Source organism: Caballeronia jiangsuensis, from assembly GCF_046030135.1.
In the GTDB taxonomy this organism is placed as follows: Bacteria; Pseudomonadota; Gammaproteobacteria; order Burkholderiales; family Burkholderiaceae; genus Caballeronia; species Caballeronia jiangsuensis.
Map to the genome: position 1 here is coordinate 74508 of NZ_JAQQDB010000015.1, position 16410 is coordinate 90917.

Annotated in this window: 14 protein-coding genes; 4 read left to right on the top strand and 10 right to left on the bottom strand. The window is 64.0% G+C overall.

The window, feature by feature from the left end; genetic code table 11:
- Window positions 1-315 precede the first annotated feature (315 nt).
- On the top strand, window positions 316-1635 hold the full coding sequence (locus PQR08_RS17670; protein ID WP_238209503.1) for an EAL domain-containing protein: 1320 nt from the start codon (window positions 316-318) through the stop codon (window positions 1633-1635).
- Here PQR08_RS17670 and PQR08_RS17675 read toward each other — a convergent pair whose 3' ends face one another.
- Window positions 1636-5202 (bottom strand): indolepyruvate ferredoxin oxidoreductase family protein, encoded by a 3567-nt coding sequence (locus tag PQR08_RS17675; protein ID WP_408161941.1) that lies wholly within the window; start codon window positions 5200-5202, stop codon window positions 1636-1638.
- A 248-nt stretch (window positions 5203-5450) separates the two neighbouring features.
- Here PQR08_RS17675 and PQR08_RS17680 point away from each other — a divergent pair, with 248 nt between their 5' ends.
- Window positions 5451-6101 carry a glutathione S-transferase family protein gene (locus PQR08_RS17680; protein ID WP_408161942.1) on the top strand — a complete coding sequence of 217 codons (651 nt, stop codon included), beginning with the start codon at window positions 5451-5453 and terminating at the stop codon, window positions 6099-6101.
- Here PQR08_RS17680 and PQR08_RS17685 read toward each other — a convergent pair.
- From PQR08_RS17685 to PQR08_RS17725, 9 genes are all read right to left on the bottom strand, one after another.
- Window positions 6098-6343: a hypothetical protein gene (locus tag PQR08_RS17685; RefSeq protein WP_035497396.1), complete on the bottom strand. Its 246-nt coding sequence runs from the start codon at window positions 6341-6343 to the stop codon at window positions 6098-6100. The two genes, PQR08_RS17680 and PQR08_RS17685, sit on opposite strands and share 4 nt — an antisense overlap.
- Before the next feature lie 66 nt (window positions 6344-6409).
- A complete protein-coding gene (locus PQR08_RS17690; RefSeq protein ID WP_035497397.1) occupies window positions 6410-6631 on the bottom strand; it encodes a hypothetical protein in 222 nt (73 codons plus the stop codon).
- 74 nt (window positions 6632-6705) lie between these two features.
- On the bottom strand, window positions 6706-7617 hold the full coding sequence (locus tag PQR08_RS17695; protein WP_187608767.1) for a carbohydrate kinase family protein: 912 nt from the start codon (window positions 7615-7617) through the stop codon (window positions 6706-6708).
- Window positions 7618-7622: 5 nt separating this feature from the next.
- A complete protein-coding gene (locus tag PQR08_RS17700) occupies window positions 7623-8876 on the bottom strand; it encodes an AGE family epimerase/isomerase (RefSeq protein ID WP_408161945.1) in 1254 nt (417 codons plus the stop codon).
- The gene (locus PQR08_RS17705) at window positions 8873-9892 is read right to left on the bottom strand and encodes a LacI family DNA-binding transcriptional regulator (protein WP_035497401.1); all 1020 of its coding nucleotides are present in this window, start codon (window positions 9890-9892) and stop codon (window positions 8873-8875) included. Before PQR08_RS17705 ends, PQR08_RS17700 begins: the two co-directional genes overlap by 4 nt.
- 204 nt (window positions 9893-10096) lie before the next feature.
- Window positions 10097-10711, bottom strand: a complete 615-nt coding sequence (locus PQR08_RS17710) for a class I SAM-dependent methyltransferase (RefSeq protein ID WP_408161946.1) — start codon at window positions 10709-10711, stop codon at window positions 10097-10099.
- On the bottom strand, window positions 10708-11499 hold the full coding sequence (locus PQR08_RS17715) for a PIG-L deacetylase family protein (RefSeq protein ID WP_408161947.1): 792 nt from the start codon (window positions 11497-11499) through the stop codon (window positions 10708-10710). Before PQR08_RS17715 ends, PQR08_RS17710 begins: the two co-directional genes overlap by 4 nt.
- Window positions 11487-12524, bottom strand: coding sequence for an acyl-CoA dehydrogenase (locus tag PQR08_RS17720; protein ID WP_408161949.1), 1038 nt, complete (start codon window positions 12522-12524; stop codon window positions 11487-11489). The genes PQR08_RS17715 and PQR08_RS17720 overlap by 13 nt, the downstream gene beginning before the upstream one ends.
- Before the next feature lie 321 nt (window positions 12525-12845).
- Window positions 12846-13865, bottom strand: coding sequence for a bile acid:sodium symporter family protein (locus PQR08_RS17725; RefSeq protein WP_238209514.1), 1020 nt, complete (start codon window positions 13863-13865; stop codon window positions 12846-12848).
- A gap of 513 nt (window positions 13866-14378) precedes the next feature.
- Between PQR08_RS17725 and PQR08_RS17730 the strand changes: the two genes are divergently transcribed.
- Complete coding sequence (locus PQR08_RS17730) at window positions 14379-14747, top strand: hypothetical protein (RefSeq protein ID WP_187608761.1); 369 nt, start codon at window positions 14379-14381, stop codon at window positions 14745-14747.
- A 496-nt stretch (window positions 14748-15243) separates the two neighbouring features.
- Window positions 15244-16356, top strand: a complete 1113-nt coding sequence (locus PQR08_RS17735) for a porin (RefSeq protein WP_187608760.1) — start codon at window positions 15244-15246, stop codon at window positions 16354-16356.
- Window positions 16357-16410 lie beyond the last annotated feature (54 nt).

Genomic DNA, 16410 nt, shown 5'->3' on the forward strand with positions numbered 1-16410 from the left:
AAAGTTTAGCCTCTGCAGGCGATATGGGCAGCGACAGTGGCCTTCGGTTTTCGCACCGCGACGGTGCGCATGCACAGGAAATCGCCTGTTGGCGGTGCACGGAGCGGGCAAACCATCGACGAATCGACCCGCGCACTGCGCATGGAGCTTGCTTTAACGAAAGCCACGGGACTCTGAGACTCCCGACGAGACATCGAGGGCTGTTCTTATGACAACGGTATGGGACGGGCCCGGCGCGGGCCCGGTGGCACGGATGACGCAAGGCAGGCGCAGGTCGACCGCGCATCGCCGGGACATGGAGGCGAGAGGATCGGCATGGTGATCGCAAACCCCGAGAAAGCGACGGTTTCCGCGCGCAGCTTCGAGCTCGGCGTGACATCGGGCTTCGACCGCTATTCGGTCGAGCATGGCGAGTTGACGCTGTCGAGCGTCTTCCAGCCGGTGTTCAGTCTGTCGCACATGCGCGCGGTCGGCTACGAGGGCCTGTTGCGCGCGCACGATGCGCTCGACCGGCCGGTGTCGCCGCTCGATGTGTTCGGGCAGGCATCGCGCGTCGGCGAAGCATTGCTGATCGACCGGCTCGCGCAGGCGCTGCATCTCGAGAACTTCAAGATGCTCGGCGCGCAGACCGAATGGCTCTTTCTCAACGTGCATCCCGGCGCGCTGATCGAGCCGTATCACGCGGCGGCGCTGCTCGCGAATCTCAAGCGCCTCAATATCGAGCCGCGTCGCGTCGTGCTCGAAGTGCTCGAACAGAGCGCGGAAGATGTCGAGCGGCTCGCGCTCGCGGTGCAGCAGTTCCGCGATCACGGCTTTCTCATCGCGCTCGACGATTTCGGCGCCGGGCACACGAACATCGAGCGTATCTGGCAGCTCGATCCGGACATCGTCAAACTCGATCGCGTGATGCTCTCGCACGCCGGCCACAACGTGCATGCGCCGCTATCGGCGCGCTCGCTCAAGCAGCGGCGGAACATGGAGGCGGTGTTGTCGGGCATCGTGTCGCTGCTGCACGAGGCGGGCAAGCTCGTGTTGATCGAGGGCGTCGAGACCGAGCACGAAGCGCAACTCGCGCTCGCGAGCGGCGCGGACTTCGTGCAGGGATTTTTCTTCGCGCGGCCGCATCCGGGGCTCGCGGACAGCGCTCACGCGCAGACCGTGATCGGTGAGCTGACCGAGCGTTACCGCTTGCAGACCGAAGCGCGCGAGCGGCGTGTCGCGACGCGCCTCCAGCCGTATATCCGCGCGTTCGAGCGCGCCGCCGAGCGGCTCGCGGCGGGCGAGCCGCTCGAAGAAGTGTGCTGGAATTTTCTCGCGCTCGACAACGCCGCGCGCTGCTTCCTGCTCGATCAGAACGGCAAGCAGGCGGGCCGCAACGTCGTGCTACGCGCGGATCGCGCCGCGCACGAGGCGCGCTTTCTGCCGCTCATCGACGCGCAGGGCGCGAACTGGCTGCGCCGTCCGTACTTCCGCGCGGCGCTCGGCGATCCCGAGCGCGTGCATGTGACGAAGCCGTATCTGTCGATCAACGAGGCGATGCCGTGCATCACGCTCTCGGTGGAGACGCGCTCGCAAGGCAAGCGCTGCGTGTTGTGCGGCGACGTCGACTGGTTGCCCGACGACGACATCGAATAATTACTTCGCCACGACGACCGGAATGCCCTTGAGCGACGACGCCCCCTTCATCGTGTCGATGGAGGCGCGCACGGCATCGCCCGTCGCCGCTTCGATGCCGATGCGCGCCGCGATGTCGCGTTCGCTGCGCTTGACCATCGCGACGTTCGCGAGCTTCACGTGACCGTAGCCGCGCACGCGCTCGAAAAGGGCGGCGAGCGCTTTGATATCGCCCGCGCTGGCGGCGCCGAGCTTGCCGAGGGCGCGTGTCATCGTGATCTCGAAGTCGTCGGCGAGCTGGCGTTCCATGCGGCGTTCGAGCGTCTTGCCGAAGACATCGAGCGCCGTGCCGCGCAACGCGCGAATTTTCGCGAGTCCGCCGAGCACCGGCCACATCCACTGGCCGAACACCTTCTTCTTCGGCGCGCCATGCGATAGGGCAGGCGGCGCGAGGTTGAACTTCACGGTATAGCTTTCGCCCGCCGTGCCGTCGAACTGCGCGCCGAGCGCGGCGCGGAACGCCGGGTCCGCATAGAGGCGCGCGACTTCGTATTCGTCCTTCACCGCGAGCAGCTTGTAGAACGAGATCGCGATGGCGCGCGCGACGGCCTCGTTGCCGGCCGCCTTGTTCACCAGCTTGCGATAACGCGCGACATACTTCGAACCGCCATAAGCCAGCAGACGTTCCTCGCGATCGCGGATCAGCTCGGGCAACGACATCCGGTCCATCACAACGCGCTTCGCCAGCACCTGCGCGGTCAGCGCTTCGAGCGCGGCCATGTCCGCCGCCGCGAGACGGCCGATCGAGAACGCCAGCTTGTTCGCCGCGACCGCGACATTGTTCAGCTCGATCGCGCGCATCAACGCCGCGAGCGACAGCGGCACGAGGCCGAGCTGCCACGCGAAGCCGAGCATCAGAATGTTCGCGCCGATCGTATCGCCGAGAAAACGTTGCGCGAGCGCTTGCGCATCGCAACTGCGCATCGCGTCGTGCGCGCCGGGGCCGGCGGCGTGACGCATCTTGTCGAGCAGCGCATCCGCGTGCAGATTCGCTTCGGGGTTCTGCACGAAGCTCGCGTTCGGGATCGCGTGCGTGTTCACGACGATCTTCGTGCGATTGTGCCGCACCGTCTGCAACGCTTCCGGACTCGCGCCGACGACCATGTCGCACGCGAGCAGCAAGTCCGCCTGTTGCGTGTCGATGCGCACCTGGTTCAGCAGCGCGTCCGTCGCGGCAAAGCGCACGAACGACAGCACCGAGCCGCCTTTTTGCGCGAAGCCCATGAAATCGAGCACCGACGCGCTCTTGCCTTCCAGATGAGCCGCCATGCTGATGAGCGCGCCGACCGTCACGACGCCCGTGCCGCCGACGCCCGTCACGAGAATGTCGTACGGCGCCTGGTCGAGAAGGCCTGCCGGTTGCGGCAGCGCATCGACGCGGCGCGCGAGTTCGGCCGGGTCGAACGCGTGGCCCTCGGCCTTTTTCAGCTTCGCGCCTTCGACCGTGACGAAGCTCGGGCAGAAGCCGTTCACGCACGAGTAATCCTTGTTGCACGACGACTGATCGATGCGCCGCTTGCGGCCCAACTCCGTTTCGACCGGCTCGACCGAGAGGCAATTCGACTGCACGCCGCAATCGCCGCATCCTTCGCACACGGCTTCGTTGATGAAGAGGCGCTTGTCCGGATCGGGAAACTCGCCTTTTTTCCGGCGACGGCGCTTTTCGGCGGCGCAGGTCTGATCGTAGATGAGCACAGTGACGCCCGGCGTGTCGCGCAGGCGGCGTTGCACGTCGTCGAGTTCGCTGCGGTGATGAAACGTCGTGCCGCGCGGAAACTGATCTTCGTGGCCTTGATACTTTTCCGGCTCGTCGCTCACGACGACCAGGAGAGCGATGCCTTCCGCTTCCACCTGCCGCGCGATCTGCGGCACCGAAATGCTGCCGTCGACTGGCTGGCCGCCCGTCATCGCGACGGCGTCGTTATAGAGAATCTTGTACGTGATGTTCGCCTTCGCGGCCACGGCCTGACGAATCGCGAGAATGCCCGAATGGAAATAGGTGCCGTCGCCGAGATTCTGGAAGACGTGCGGCGTTTTCGTGAACATCGAATGCGACGCCCAGTCGACGCCTTCGCCGCCCATCTGGATCAGACCGGTGGTGTCACGCTCCATCCACGACGCCATGAAGTGACAGCCGATGCCCGCCTGCGCGACTGAACCTTCCGGCACTTTCGTCGATGTGTTGTGCGGGCAGCCCGAGCAGAAGTAGGGCGTGCGCTTAACAGAATCGGCGACATTCGAGAGGATGTTCGGCGCGACCAGATCGACGACCTTGTCGCGGCGATCGAGCGCGGGCTTGTGACGCGCGAGCCATTCCGCGAAAACCGGCAGCACGCGCGACGGACGCAGTTCGCCGAGCGCGGAAAGAAGCTGCGCGCCGTCGCGCGCGTTCTTGCCGATCACGATCGGCCGCGCGCCTTCGACGCGGTTGTACAGGTGATCCTTGATCTGCTGCTCGATGACCGGTCCTTTCTCCTCGATCACGAGCACTTCGCTCAAACCTTCGACGAACGTTTCCAGCCGCGTCGTTTCAAGCGGATACGATAGCCCGACCTTGTAGATGCGCACGCCGGCGGCGTCGAGATCGTCGATGGTGAGTTCGAGACGGCGCAGCGCTTCCATCAGATCGAGATGCGCCTTGCCGCATGTCACGATGCCGACGTTCGCGCGCGGGCTCGGCGCGATCCACTTGTCGATGCTGTTCGCGCGGGCGAAGTGACGCACGGCGTCGATCTTCGCGGCGAGGCGCGCTTCGATCGTCAGGCTCGGCAGGTCGGGCCAGCGGTTGTGCAGGCCGCCCGGCGGCGGCGTGAAATCGGCGGGCGCTTGCCAGTCGGTGCGGATCGCGTCGAGATCGACGGTCGAGCCGGATTCGACCGTCTCCGAAATCGCCTTGAAGCCGATCCACGCGCCCGAGAAACGCGACAGCGCCCAGCCGTAGAGACCGAACTCCAGCATGTCCGCGACGTTCGACGGATTCACCACCGGCATGTGCCACGAGATCATCGTCTGGTCGCTCTGATGCGGCATCGACGACGACACGCAGCCGTGGTCGTCGCCCGCTACCACCAGCACGCCACCGTGCGGCGACGAGCCATACGCGTTGCCGTGCTTGAGCGCATCGCCCGCGCGATCGACGCCCGGGCCCTTGCCGTACCACATCGCGAACACGCCATCGACGGTACGTTCTTCATCCGATTCCACGCGCTGCGTGCCGAGCACGGCGGTGCCGCCGAGTTCCTCGTTGATCGCGGGCAGAAAGCGCACATCGTGCGACGCGAGCAGTTTCTTCGCCTTCCACAACTGCTGATCGACCATGCCGAGCGGCGAGCCGCGATAGCCGCTGACGAAACCGGCGGTGTTCAGATTGGCGGCGCGATCGCGTTCGCGCTGCATCAGGACGAGGCGCACCAGCGCCTGCGTGCCGGTGAGGAAAATTCGGCCTTTGGTGGCGCTCAGGTTGTCGCTGAGCTGATAGTCCGACAGCGCGGGAGGAAAAAATGCATCGGCGGGGACGCGCGCGTTCATGAAATCTCCAGAGTCTTTTTTTGAGATGCGGGGCAATGCGACATTCTTTGCCGACAAATGCAGAATGTTTTTGCGCACTCGTCGCGATTCCGCGTACATCGAGCAGCAATGGCCTCATTTTCGAGATCGGCGAGAGGAATTTTTCTCGATCTGTTTTGCTTACGCGTAAACCCGATGCCGTGCGCCGCGCGATTCGCGGGGTTTTGGGGCTAACCTGAACGCATCGAAAGACAACGAAAACGACGCCGATGAAGCTCTTCTACTGGCCGAAGACGCGCGCCTTCCGCGCGCTGTGGATGCTCGAAGAAATGCGCGTGCCGTATCAGCTCGAGTTCGTGAACATTCGGGCGGGCGCGCAGAACGATCCGAATTTCTGCCGCGTCAATCCGATGGCGAAGTTGCCCGCGCTGGAAGACGGCAGCGTGCGCGTGGCCGAATCGGGCGCGGTGCTGCTCTATCTCGCGGATCGCTATCCGGAAACCGCGCTCGGCGTGCCGTTGCACGACCCTTCGCGCGGCCGCTTTCTTCAGTGGATGTTTTTCACCGGCTCGTGTCTCGAACCCGCGATGGCCGAGCGCATGACCGGCGCGCCGGGCAACACGGTGAGTTTCGGCTGGGGCGATCTGGAGCGCGTCGAGCAAGCGATCGAGAACGCGCTGGAAGAAGGGCCGTGGCTGCTCGGCGAACAGTTCACCGCCGCCGATATTCTCGCGGCGAGCACGCTGCGGATCGCGTTCATCGCGAAACTGCTCGAACCGGAGGGCGTGCTCTTCGATTACGTCGAACGCTCGCTCGCGCGCGAAGGCTACGAACGCGCGTCAGCGATCGATCATCGCGAGGCCGAGCGGCTCGCGTTGAATACGCACGTGGGTCTCGCGCATCCGTCGAACGAAAATTAGGGAAACGCGCGTGGTTTCGGAATGCCCGCGCCGGCTTCGATATCCGAGACAGCGCGCTGATGCGCTAGCTCGACGGCTTCGGCTTTGTCGGCGAGACCGTCATCGCCGCCGACGGTCGTCCATGGCTGAACGGCCTTGTCGTGATGACGGATCTCGTATTCCGCGTCCCAGCGCGAGCCTTGCAGCTCGACCGCCCTCACGTGGATGGCGTAGACGCCGTATAGGAAGATCTGTTCCGGCATATGTCCTCCGATGCAGCCGGGAGGCGCCGCGAAGCTCCAGTGCCACGCGCCGCCATGGCCGTCTGGCTACAGTTCGATTTCCCCGAGGATGCGGTGCGCGAGCGCGCGCGCTTCGTTGAGCGCTTCTTCTTCGTTGCCCGATTCGGCTTCCACTTCGTAGAGCGTCGCATCGGTATCCTCGCCGTCGTCGCGGGCGAGCGAGACGAGGCCCTGGAACTTGCCGCCGTCGACGGTGCGCACGCCGATCGTCGCGGTATAGATGCCTTTCGTGTAGGTGGTGTCTTCCATGTGGATTCGCCTCCAGGCAAGGACGAACCCATGCTAGCACGCTGATATGTAACGCGTGCGACGCGCTTTTCAGATCACGTCAACAGATCTTCGACCTCTTCCAGCGAAGGCGAATGCGCGCCCGAATGACGGCACGCCGCCGCGCCCGCCGCGAGCGCGAACTTCAGGTGATCGGGCCAGTCGCCGTGGCGCGCCATCAGGCTATAGAGCAATCCGCCGATGGACGCATCGCCCGCCCCGACGGTGTCCGCCACTTCGACGCTCGGCGGGCGCGCGCTGTATTGCTGGTCGCCGGCGTAGAGCGTCGCCTGGCCCGACCCGCGCGTGACGAGCACCGTGGCTTGCGGATTCATCGAACGGATTTTCGAGAGCGCGTCCGCTTCGGGCATGCCCTTGAAGAGCATGTGCAGATCCTCGTCCGATACCTTGATGAGATCGGCGAGGCTCGCCATGTTGCGCAGGATCGGCTCGTAGCCGTGCTCCATCAGATTGCGATAGTTGGGATCGAAGCTGATCTTCACGCCGTGCTCGCGCAGTTGGCGGGCAAGCGCGGCGAGCGTCGCGCCGAGCGGCTGGCGCACGAGGCTGATGCAGCCGAAATGCGCCCACTTCACGCGCTCCATCCATCCTTGCGGCAGCCGCGACGGGTCGAACGCCAGATCCGCGCCGTTCTCGCCCATGAAGTAGTACGTCGGCGGTTGCGTCTTGTGGACGATCGCGAGCAGCGGCGGACGTTCGACGCGCTGCATGAAGCGCATGTCGAGCCCCGCCGAGGCGCTCGCTTCCCACAGATCGTCGGAGAAATTGTCCGTGCCGAGCGAGCCGGCGCAGGCTGTCGGCAGCCCGAGCCGTGCGACCGCGCGCGCGACGTTCCAGCCCGCGCCACCCGGACGCGAAAGCCAGCTCGACACGTCGGTGCGGATCATGTCGGTGAGGATGTCGCCTGCCGAGACGAATTGCGGGAAGGTGGTTTGCTCGCTAGCCATTCGGGTCACCGTTGAGTCGAGTTCGGGCCGAGCGCGTTCAGCACTTCGTAGCACGCGCCCATGGTGTGATAGTCGGTCTTGCCGGCGGGACTTTTCTCGCCGCCGTACTTGCGGTTGTCGCACGTGAGAATGCGATACCACGCGCCGTATTCGTGATCGACGAAATGCGCCCAGCTATAGCGCCACAGTTCGTCGTAGCAATCCCAGAAACGCTCGCGGCCCGTGCGCGCGCCGAGCAGCGCCGCCGCCGCGAAGCTTTCCGCCTGCACCCAGAAATATTTGTCGTGGTCGCAGATGGTGTCGTCCGGGCCGAAGCCGTAATAGAGGCCGCCGTGGCGGCTGTCCCACGCGCGGTTGAAGCCGGCATCGAACAGTTCAACGGCGCGCGGCGCGAGCCACGGCAGCGCGCGATGCCGCTCGAGAATCAGCAGAAGCTTCGCCCATTCGATCTGATGACCCGGCTGGAAGCCCCACGGACGGAAGATGTTCGAGCTGTCCGATTCGTTGTAATGCCAGTCCACGGACCAGTCGCGGTGAAAGTGCTCCCAGACGAGCCCATTCGACAGCCTTGCCTGACGCAGCGTGATATTGCCCGCGATCTTTTCCGCGCGATCCAGATAGATGACGTGGCCGGTCGCCTCGTACGCGGCGAGCAGCGCTTCGGTCGCGTGCATGTTCGCGTTCTGGCCGCGATAGTCCGAAAGCTGCCAGTCGGGCGTGGCCTCGTCGGCGTAGAGGCCGGCGTCGGCGTCCCAGAAACGCCGCTCCATGAGCGCGAACGTTTCGTCGATCATCGGCTTTGCTTCGTCGATGCCCGCCATCGCCGCGTGCGCGCATGCGAGCAGCACGAACGCCGTGCCGTAGCAATGGCGCGTGCCGTCGAGCGTGCGCTTCTGCCCGTCGCGCCACTCGATTTCCCAGTCGTAGCCTTCGTTGGCGGCATCCCAGTGCGCGTCGCGCAGGAATTTGAAAGCGTGGCGCGCGTCGTCTTGATAGCTCGCGTCGCCGAAATGGCGGTATGCCATCGCGTAGTTGAAGACGAAGCGCGTGCTGCTGACGAGGTGGCGCGTCGTGCGATCGTAGACGCTGCCGTCGTCCTTGAAGAAATGAAAGAAGCCGCCGGACGGGTCGCGTGCGTTGGGCGCGTAGAACGCGAGCGTGTCGCGCACGTGCGAGAGCAGGAAGTCGCGGCTGCGGAAGTCGATCGCGCGTTCTGCTGGCACTGCTTGCGCGATGGCAGGTGAGGCGGTCATGTTCATGGCGTGCTGATGTCCTGTTTCGTGCCCGAGCTCGCGCGAGGAACGAAATTGACGGCGACGAGCGTGTCGGCCTGGCTCGGCGGGCTCGATTGATCTTCCAACAGCAACTCGACGCCGCGGCGCCCGAGCGCTTCCTTGTCGACGGTCACGGTCGAAAGCGGCGGCGTGCTTTGCGCGGCGGCCGGAATGTCGTCGAAACCGACGAACGCGACGTCATCCGGCACGCGCAGCCCGTGCGCGAGACAGACACGCATCGCGGCGAGGGCCGCTGCATCGTTATAGGCGAAAACCGCGTCGGGCAGGGGACTGGATTGCGCGCGGGCGTCGGCGATCAGGCGCTCCATCGCGTCGGCGGCGGCGAGATCGGCGGGCAAGCCAGGCTGAGTGACGATTTCGAGCGTGGGATCGAAAAGCTGCCCGGCATCGAAATACGCCTTGCGATAGCCGAGCGCGCGCTGCGCGATGCTGTAATGCGCGAGCGATCCTCCGATGAACGCGATACGCCGCCGTCCTTGCGCGAAAAGATGCTGCATGGCGAGCGAAGCGCCTTTCACGTTGTCGATATTGACCGAGCGAAAGCCCGGCGCGCGCAAATCGATGAGCACGGTAGGCCGCGCAAGCGAATGCAGATGCGCGAGCAGTTCCGGCTCGACGAAGCCCGCCACCGCGATGGCGTCGGGCGCGTGCAGGCGCATCTGCTGCGCGAGATCCTGCGTCGGGCCAGCCGTGAGCACCGACGGCACGAGCCGCCGCTCGCGACACGCTTCCTCGAAGCCGTTCAGCACATGCGAGAAAAAAGGGCTGACGGCGAAATTGTTGTGCTGCCGATGCAGCAGAAAGGTCACGCGACGAATGCGCGTGCGCAACTGTCCCGAGTCGTAGCCGAGCTGCTGCGCGACTTCGACGACGCGCACGCGCGTCGCTTCGGACAGGCCCGGTTGATTCTTGAGCGCGCGCGACACCGTCCCGATCGAGACGCTTGCCGCACGCGCGACATCGCGAATGGTTGTGGCCATCGTGGTGTTCTCTGTCTCCGCCTGTTTTCGGCTGTTCTTTCGGTCCACGCGTTGTTTATTGCGCCTGACCGGTTCGCATGCTTTGGGCGATTGTATAGTAAAAAAGCCGGATCAATCACGTAGATCGGATTGGAGAAAACCAGTAGAGCCTTGTTGTATATGAGATTCCTTGCGATTTGTTTGTTTAGTAAAAGTTAGAAAACGCTATGCCGATGCTTCCCGGTCGTGGATCGAGCGCTTGTCGGGCGTCCACACGTCGAGGACCAGATCGTCGTCCCAGTAGTGGCAGAGTAGCGGCAGACTCATGCGGCCGCGCAACTTTGCGTGCACGTCGTCGCCGTGCTGCTCCCAGCCTTCGATCGGCCGACGCCAATGACACGCGACGACAGCGCCATCCCGCGACAGCGCCTGATGTATGTGCTCGACGATATGCCAAAGCTGCGGTTCGTCAAGGTAATAGCCGATCTCGCTGATCACGACGAGATCGAACTTGCCGCTTGGCCAGACATCGGGCAAGAGCATTTGCTGGACGGTTACGTTGGAACACTCCGCGACGCGTTGCCGCGTGAGCGCGACGGCGTCCTCGGCGATATCCGTGGCGACCAGTTCGTCGCAGCGCTGCGCCAGCAGGGCCGTCAGCTCGCCATTGCCGCAGCCGGGCTCGAATGCGCGCGCATACCGCTCATGGGGAAGCGACGCGAGCATGAGCGCGCGCTTGCGCCGTTCATACCATCGATTTCTGATTTTCCAGGGATCGTCGTCGTGTCGATACAGGTTATCGAAGTACTGCTTAGTATTGTCGCTGGTGTTGTTGTTCATATGAGTACGACTTCGAATGGCCGAGTCAGCCGGGCCAGCACATGCTCGGGTAGCACTGGCGCCTGACCGGTCGTGGTATCGGGATCGAGTTGGCTCCGAAAAGCCTGCACGGCCCGAAGCTTCCGGGCATGCGTTGCGGTGTCGAGGACGATGCGGCGAGCACGGCTCCATGGCACGCGCGTATCGTCCGGCGACGCCCAGTGCCAGGTCCAGAGCGGCACTTCCACGCAGGGCAGATCGAGCGCTTGTGCCGCGGAATGAACGGCACGCCCGGCCGCTTCGTGGTCGGGGTGACCATCATAGCGCCAAGTCGTGAAAACGATATCGCCGGGTTGAAGAAATTCGGATAGTGATCCTGATAAAATTTCTTCGATGCGACCCGGCGCGCCGTCCGGAAGCCCGAGCCTGACCACCTCAACCTGCCGCAGATGCAGCCGTTGAAGCGCCGTTCTCGTTTCCTGCGGACGCACGCGCGCAAGGCGTTCCGGCGGCCATTCGGTCGAATCCGGGTGACTCGCCGTGCCGTCGGTAGCAGCAACGATGAGTATGCGGCGGCTGATTTCCGAGAGACGGGCGAGCAGCCCGCCGGTGCCGAGTACTTCGTCGTCGGGGTGTGGCGCAACTACGACAGCCCGTGCGCCGAGCGGCACCAGGTCGGCGGGATCGACCTCGGGCAGCGCGTTGAGACGCGCCCATCCTTGCCACGCGGCCTCGGGCGTGCCTTCGCCGGATATCGTGCGGTCGGCGGCCTGTTCGTCTGTCGGCGCTTGCGTGGTCACACTTGCCATGAAGTTAGTCCCTCCTCTATGACGCGCTCGGCGAGCGATGCTTCGTCGCGCTCGGCGTGGCTTTGTCGAATGAAAACGGGCAGATCGGCCATGAGTTGCGCGAAGTGCGCGTCGCGGCATAGCGGAGCTGCGCCCAGCGCACGGCCTGCGCGTGTCACGACGAGCGCCGCCGCGGTTTCCGCCGCGAGGCGTGCGCGCATTGCGGCGGCCATCGCGTCGGCGTGCGGCGAACGGTCGATGTACTCGGCCGTCTCGCGCAGCAACGCGGCCGTGGCGGACAAGGTCGTATCGATGACGCCAAGGTGCGCGAGCTTGTGCGGTCCAGCGCGATGCCTCGCGTCGCGCGCGACGAATGCGGCGATGCCGGCTGCGGCTCCAAACCAGCACGCGGCGATACCCGCGCCGCCGTGCCAGAAGCCGGGACGCTCGACATATGCACGCGGAGAGCCGATGCGAAGCGCGGGCACCCGTTCGAAGGACACATCGACGCTCGCGCTCGCCTGCATGCCGACCGCTTGCCAGCCAGAGTCTGTGATCCGCACGCGGTCGTGTCTCAGATCGACGGCGGCAAGCACCGGTTCGTCGCGTTCGTTCCATGCCGTCACGAGCGCATGCGTGACCGACGCCGCGCCGGAGCACCATGATTTCGTGCCCTGCAAGAGCACGGTCTGCGAATCGATGTCGCCCAGCGCCGATAGCCGCGCGTTCGGTGGCTCGGCCGCCCACACGGCCCACGCGCTGCCGTAGTCCGGTTGCGCGGCACCGAGCTCGGCGAGGATCGCGAGCGCGTCTGTGTGACCTTCGTACAGCTTGACCAGCGACAGATCGAACGCGGCGACTGCGCCGAGCGAGCGCCAGCGTTCGGACGTGTTCCCGTGACCGGGCAAGGGCAGTCGATCCAGGCCCTCGCTAATCAGCGCATGCAGCGCGTGACCGGCGTCTTTCGCGCTGCCGCGCTGGAACGGCATTTCGTCGAGGAAGGCGCGCAAGGCGGATGCCGTCGTGAGTTGTTCGACGTGATTCATCTTTCCTTCCGCCTTTGATGAGTGACGCGTGGTGTGCGCATGCTTGTCCGATGCCCGTTTCTGCACGTTGTTGAACAAGAGTGTGGCAAGGCACATGCCCGGACGCCATTCGGCCGAAAGGTGTAGGCCAAAGCGTCGGACGCCGGACAACGCAGTTTCGAAGATCGATGCGGGAAGTCAGGCGTTTCGGCCTATGCCGTCCGGCCGAATCGACATCAACGTGCGGACGGGCTCAAATGACGCAAAGGCCGCGCAGGGCGGCCTTCGGAGAGGAGGGTAATGATGGCAAGGCAGACGACGCAGCCTGCGGTCAGGCTCGAATCAGCGGCGCGCGGGCGCAGCGACGTTCTTGTCTTTGCGCACCGGTTCGGGCGCCGTCTTGCGCGCACCCCAGCGCTGCGCGAGCACTGCGCACACCATGAGCTGGATCTGATGGAAGAGCATGAGCGGCAGTACCACCGCGCCCACCGCGTGCGACGCGAAGATCACCTTCGCCATCGGAATGCCGGAGGCGAGGCTCTTCTTCGAGCCGCAGAAGATGATCGTGATCTGGTCAGCGCGCGAGAAGCCGAGACGCTTCGCGGTGAAGGCCGTGATGAAAAGCGCGGCCGCCAGCAGCAGGATATTGACGGCAAGCAGGCCCGCGAGCGTCGAAAGCGAGATCGAATGCCAGATGCCTTCGTTCACGGCCTCGCTGAACGCCACGTACACGACGAGCAGGATAGAGCCCTGGTCGACGAACTTGAGCATCGCGCGGTGCTTGTCGATCCATTTGCCGATGGCTGGCCGCAACAATTGCCCGGCGATGAACGGCACGAGCAGTTGCAGCGTGATGTTGCCGACGGTGTGCCACGGCGAGCCGGTCGTCGCGCCGTGATTACTCACGACGAGCCCGACCAGTGCAGGCGTGATGAAAATGCCGAGCAGGCTCGACGCCGATGCGCTGCACACGGCAGCCGGCACGTTGCCCTTCGCCATCGACGTGAAGGCAATCGACGATTGCACCGTGGACGGCAGCGTGCAAAGAAAAAGGATGCCCGTGTAGAGCGCGGGCGTGACGAGCGGCATGAGCACCGGCTTGAGAACGAGGCCAAGCAGCGGGAAGAGTGCGAACGTGCTGAGCAGCACGACGAGATGCAGCCGCCAGTGCGTCGCGCCGGCGATGATCGCCTCGCGGGAAAGCTTTGCGCCGTGCAGGAAGAACAGCAAACCGATGGCGATATCGGTGATCCAGTTGAACGCCACCGCCGCGCTGCCGCGGCAGGGCAGGAAGCTGGCGACGATGACCGTGCCGATGAGCGCCAGCGTGAAGTTGTCGGGAAGGAGTTTGGGCCGTGCCATCAAAGGTTCTCGTACCTGAACACGCCGGTCGCGCTGCACGGCGTATTCGTCGTCAAGTCAGTAAAAACCATGATTTTCGCTCGTGCCCGATTAAATTGGCAAATTCATTTACCAGATCGATTGATTCCCACTGCGCATGAAAGCAACAAATTCTCCGTGCGGACCGGGGTTCAGAGCCAGCAACATTCGGGCCGTGCACGCGTCGATTTCACGGCTTCCGCAACCGTCTGTCCAGCAAAAATTTCGTCACATGATTGGCGATCCGAAACAGTCGGCCAACACGAAAAAACTCTGACGTAACATGGTGTTACAACCATCGAGCAGGCCTAACACTTTTTGGCTCGACTGCCGCCACGGTGCGAAATAAATTGTTGGGTACACCGGTTGGCGGGTTTTTGCATTGCCTCGATGCAGCAACCCGGATGTTCCGACTACGGCCGGTTGTCCGCCTGAATCGGAAGCACCGCTTTCGATGCACGGACGGGAATATCGGTCGGAGCAGGCAGTTTCGACATGACGCTCACTGGCTTTCGCAAGACTACCCGGCTTTTCGCATCCGCTGCGCTCGGCGCGCTCGCGGTGGCGGGTTCGCTCGCGCTCGCGGGGCCGCGTGTCGAGTGGCTGTCGTCGGCGGTATTCAGCGATTCCGCCGCAAGCCGTCAGTCATTGCACTACACGCCGGTCTCCGCCAAGGACGGTCTCACGCCCGTGAGCGCCGAAGTGCGGCCCGGCCCGCGCGCGGACCAGGCAGTGCCCATGCGCGGCACAGGCTCCATTCGCGCCGACATCACGCGCTACAACGAAGAGCGCAGCCTGCCACGCCCGCCCGGGCGTCCGGCGGACGACGGCCGCACGCCGGCCAACGCGAACTATCGCAATTGAATCTTCGGTCCCGTCGCCAATAGCTGTCGTTCGGCAATGAACGCAAAACTATTGGCGCGTCTAGTTTCGCGACCAAGATGACGTAATCACGCCACACTCAGGCAGCGATTTTCTCCAAGACATTCCGCTCTTTTTTCCGTGCACGGACAATGCGCCGTGCGCGGGGAAATGTCGTATTCCCGATATTTCGAATGGCTTTCGACGCTCCGACAGGCGCGCCGGTGCTCGCTCTGCAAAGCGTCGGGTTTTAAGAAAAATCAGCGCGCGCGTGCGATACGACGCGCTCCGCCGCATGCCCAGGCGGTCGGCATTATCCGAACCGCTATACCCGCAATAACCAGAAATATTTTTGACCGGAAAAATGGTCCGTAAAGATGGTGCCGCTCCACACGCGATGCCACTCTCGCCCACAAAACCGTCAAGCCGGTCAGACGAGGCGAGTGCAACGCTCCTCGCCCGCCAAGCTTTCAATTTTCGACAAAAGACAGGAGAGTTCATGAAGTCAACCGTCAACCGTGCGCCGAAGACTACGGTGAAAGCAACGGTCAAGGCCACCGCAGTCGCCGCAGCGATGCTCGGTCTATTCGCCGCGGGGGCGGCGCACGCGCAATCGAGCGTTTCGCTGTACGGGCAGGTCGACGAATGGGTCGGCGCTCAAAAGTTTCCGGGCGGCGATCGCGCGTGGAACGTCAGCGGCGGCGGCATGTCGACGTCGTACTGGGGCATGAAGGGTTCTGAAGATCTCGGCGGCGGCTACAAGGCCATCTTCACGTTGGAAAGCTTCTTCCGCGCCCAGAACGGCCAGTACGGACGCTTCCAGGGCGACACTTTCTTCGCGCGCAACTCGTATGTCGGCATTCAAGGTCCGATCGGCACGTTCACCGCTGGCCGCCTGACGACGCAACTCTTCGTCTCGACGATTCTGTTCAACCCGTTCGTCGATTCGTACGTCTTCTCGCCGATGGTCTATCACGTGTTCCTCGGCGCAGGCACCTTCCCGACGTATCGGACGGATCAGGGCGTGGTCGGCGATTCGGGCTGGAACAACTCGGTGCAGTACACGTCGCCTGACTTCAACGGTCTGTCGGGCAGCGTGATGTACAGCTTCGGCAACACCGCCGGCGACGGACGCTCGAAGAAGTACAGCGCGCAGTTCCTGTACTTCCACGGTCCGTTCGCGGCCACCGGCGTCTATCAGTACGTGAACTTCAACAATACGCCCGGCGACCTGACTTCGATCGACGGCTTTGCGACGCCCGGCTACAAGAGCCAGAGCGTCGGCCAGCTGGGTGCATCGTTCGACATGAAGTGGGTCAAGTTCTTCGCGCAGTACATGTACACGAAGAACGACTTCGAAGGCCCCGGCACGTTCCACGTCAATACCGGTCAGGGCGGCGTGACCGTTCCTCTCGGCCCGGGCACGGTGATGGCGTCCTACGCGTACTCGCGCAGCAACGGCGGCCTCGACCAGACGCACAAGAGCTGGGCGCTCGGCTACGACTACCCGCTGTCGAAGCGCACCGACGTCTACGCGGCGTACCTGAACGACAAGTACACGAGCCTGTCGTCGGGCGATACGTTCGGCGTCGGCATCCGCGCGAAGTTCTAAGCAGCGCACACGCCAAAACGAAAACACCGCGCTTCATGCGCGGTGTTTTTTTGC

Excerpts from the sequence above, each read along its gene's own strand:
- PQR08_RS17685 (WP_035497396.1), bottom strand. The coding sequence starts at position 6,343 with ATGCCGGAACAGATCTTCCTATACGGCGTCTACGCCATCCACGTGAGG.
- PQR08_RS17675 (WP_408161941.1), bottom strand. The coding sequence starts at position 5,202 with ATGAACGCGCGCGTCCCCGCCGATGCATTTTTTCCTCCCGCGCTGTCG.
- PQR08_RS17705 (WP_035497401.1), bottom strand. The coding sequence starts at position 9,892 with ATGGCCACAACCATTCGCGATGTCGCGCGTGCGGCAAGCGTCTCGATC.
- PQR08_RS17715 (WP_408161947.1), bottom strand. The coding sequence starts at position 11,499 with ATGGCAAGTGTGACCACGCAAGCGCCGACAGACGAACAGGCCGCCGAC.
- PQR08_RS17695 (WP_187608767.1), bottom strand. The coding sequence starts at position 7,617 with ATGGCTAGCGAGCAAACCACCTTCCCGCAATTCGTCTCGGCAGGCGAC.
- PQR08_RS17730 (WP_187608761.1), top strand. The coding sequence starts at position 14,379 with ATGACGCTCACTGGCTTTCGCAAGACTACCCGGCTTTTCGCATCCGCT.
- PQR08_RS17690 (WP_035497397.1), bottom strand. The coding sequence starts at position 6,631 with ATGGAAGACACCACCTACACGAAAGGCATCTATACCGCGACGATCGGC.
- PQR08_RS17700 (WP_408161945.1), bottom strand. The coding sequence starts at position 8,876 with ATGAACATGACCGCCTCACCTGCCATCGCGCAAGCAGTGCCAGCAGAA.
- PQR08_RS17720 (WP_408161949.1), bottom strand. The coding sequence starts at position 12,524 with ATGAATCACGTCGAACAACTCACGACGGCATCCGCCTTGCGCGCCTTC.
- PQR08_RS17725 (WP_238209514.1), bottom strand. The coding sequence starts at position 13,865 with ATGGCACGGCCCAAACTCCTTCCCGACAACTTCACGCTGGCGCTCATC.
- PQR08_RS17680 (WP_408161942.1), top strand. The coding sequence starts at position 5,451 with ATGAAGCTCTTCTACTGGCCGAAGACGCGCGCCTTCCGCGCGCTGTGG.
- PQR08_RS17735 (WP_187608760.1), top strand. The coding sequence starts at position 15,244 with ATGAAGTCAACCGTCAACCGTGCGCCGAAGACTACGGTGAAAGCAACG.
- PQR08_RS17710 (WP_408161946.1), bottom strand. The coding sequence starts at position 10,711 with ATGAACAACAACACCAGCGACAATACTAAGCAGTACTTCGATAACCTG.
- PQR08_RS17670 (WP_238209503.1), top strand. The coding sequence starts at position 316 with ATGGTGATCGCAAACCCCGAGAAAGCGACGGTTTCCGCGCGCAGCTTC.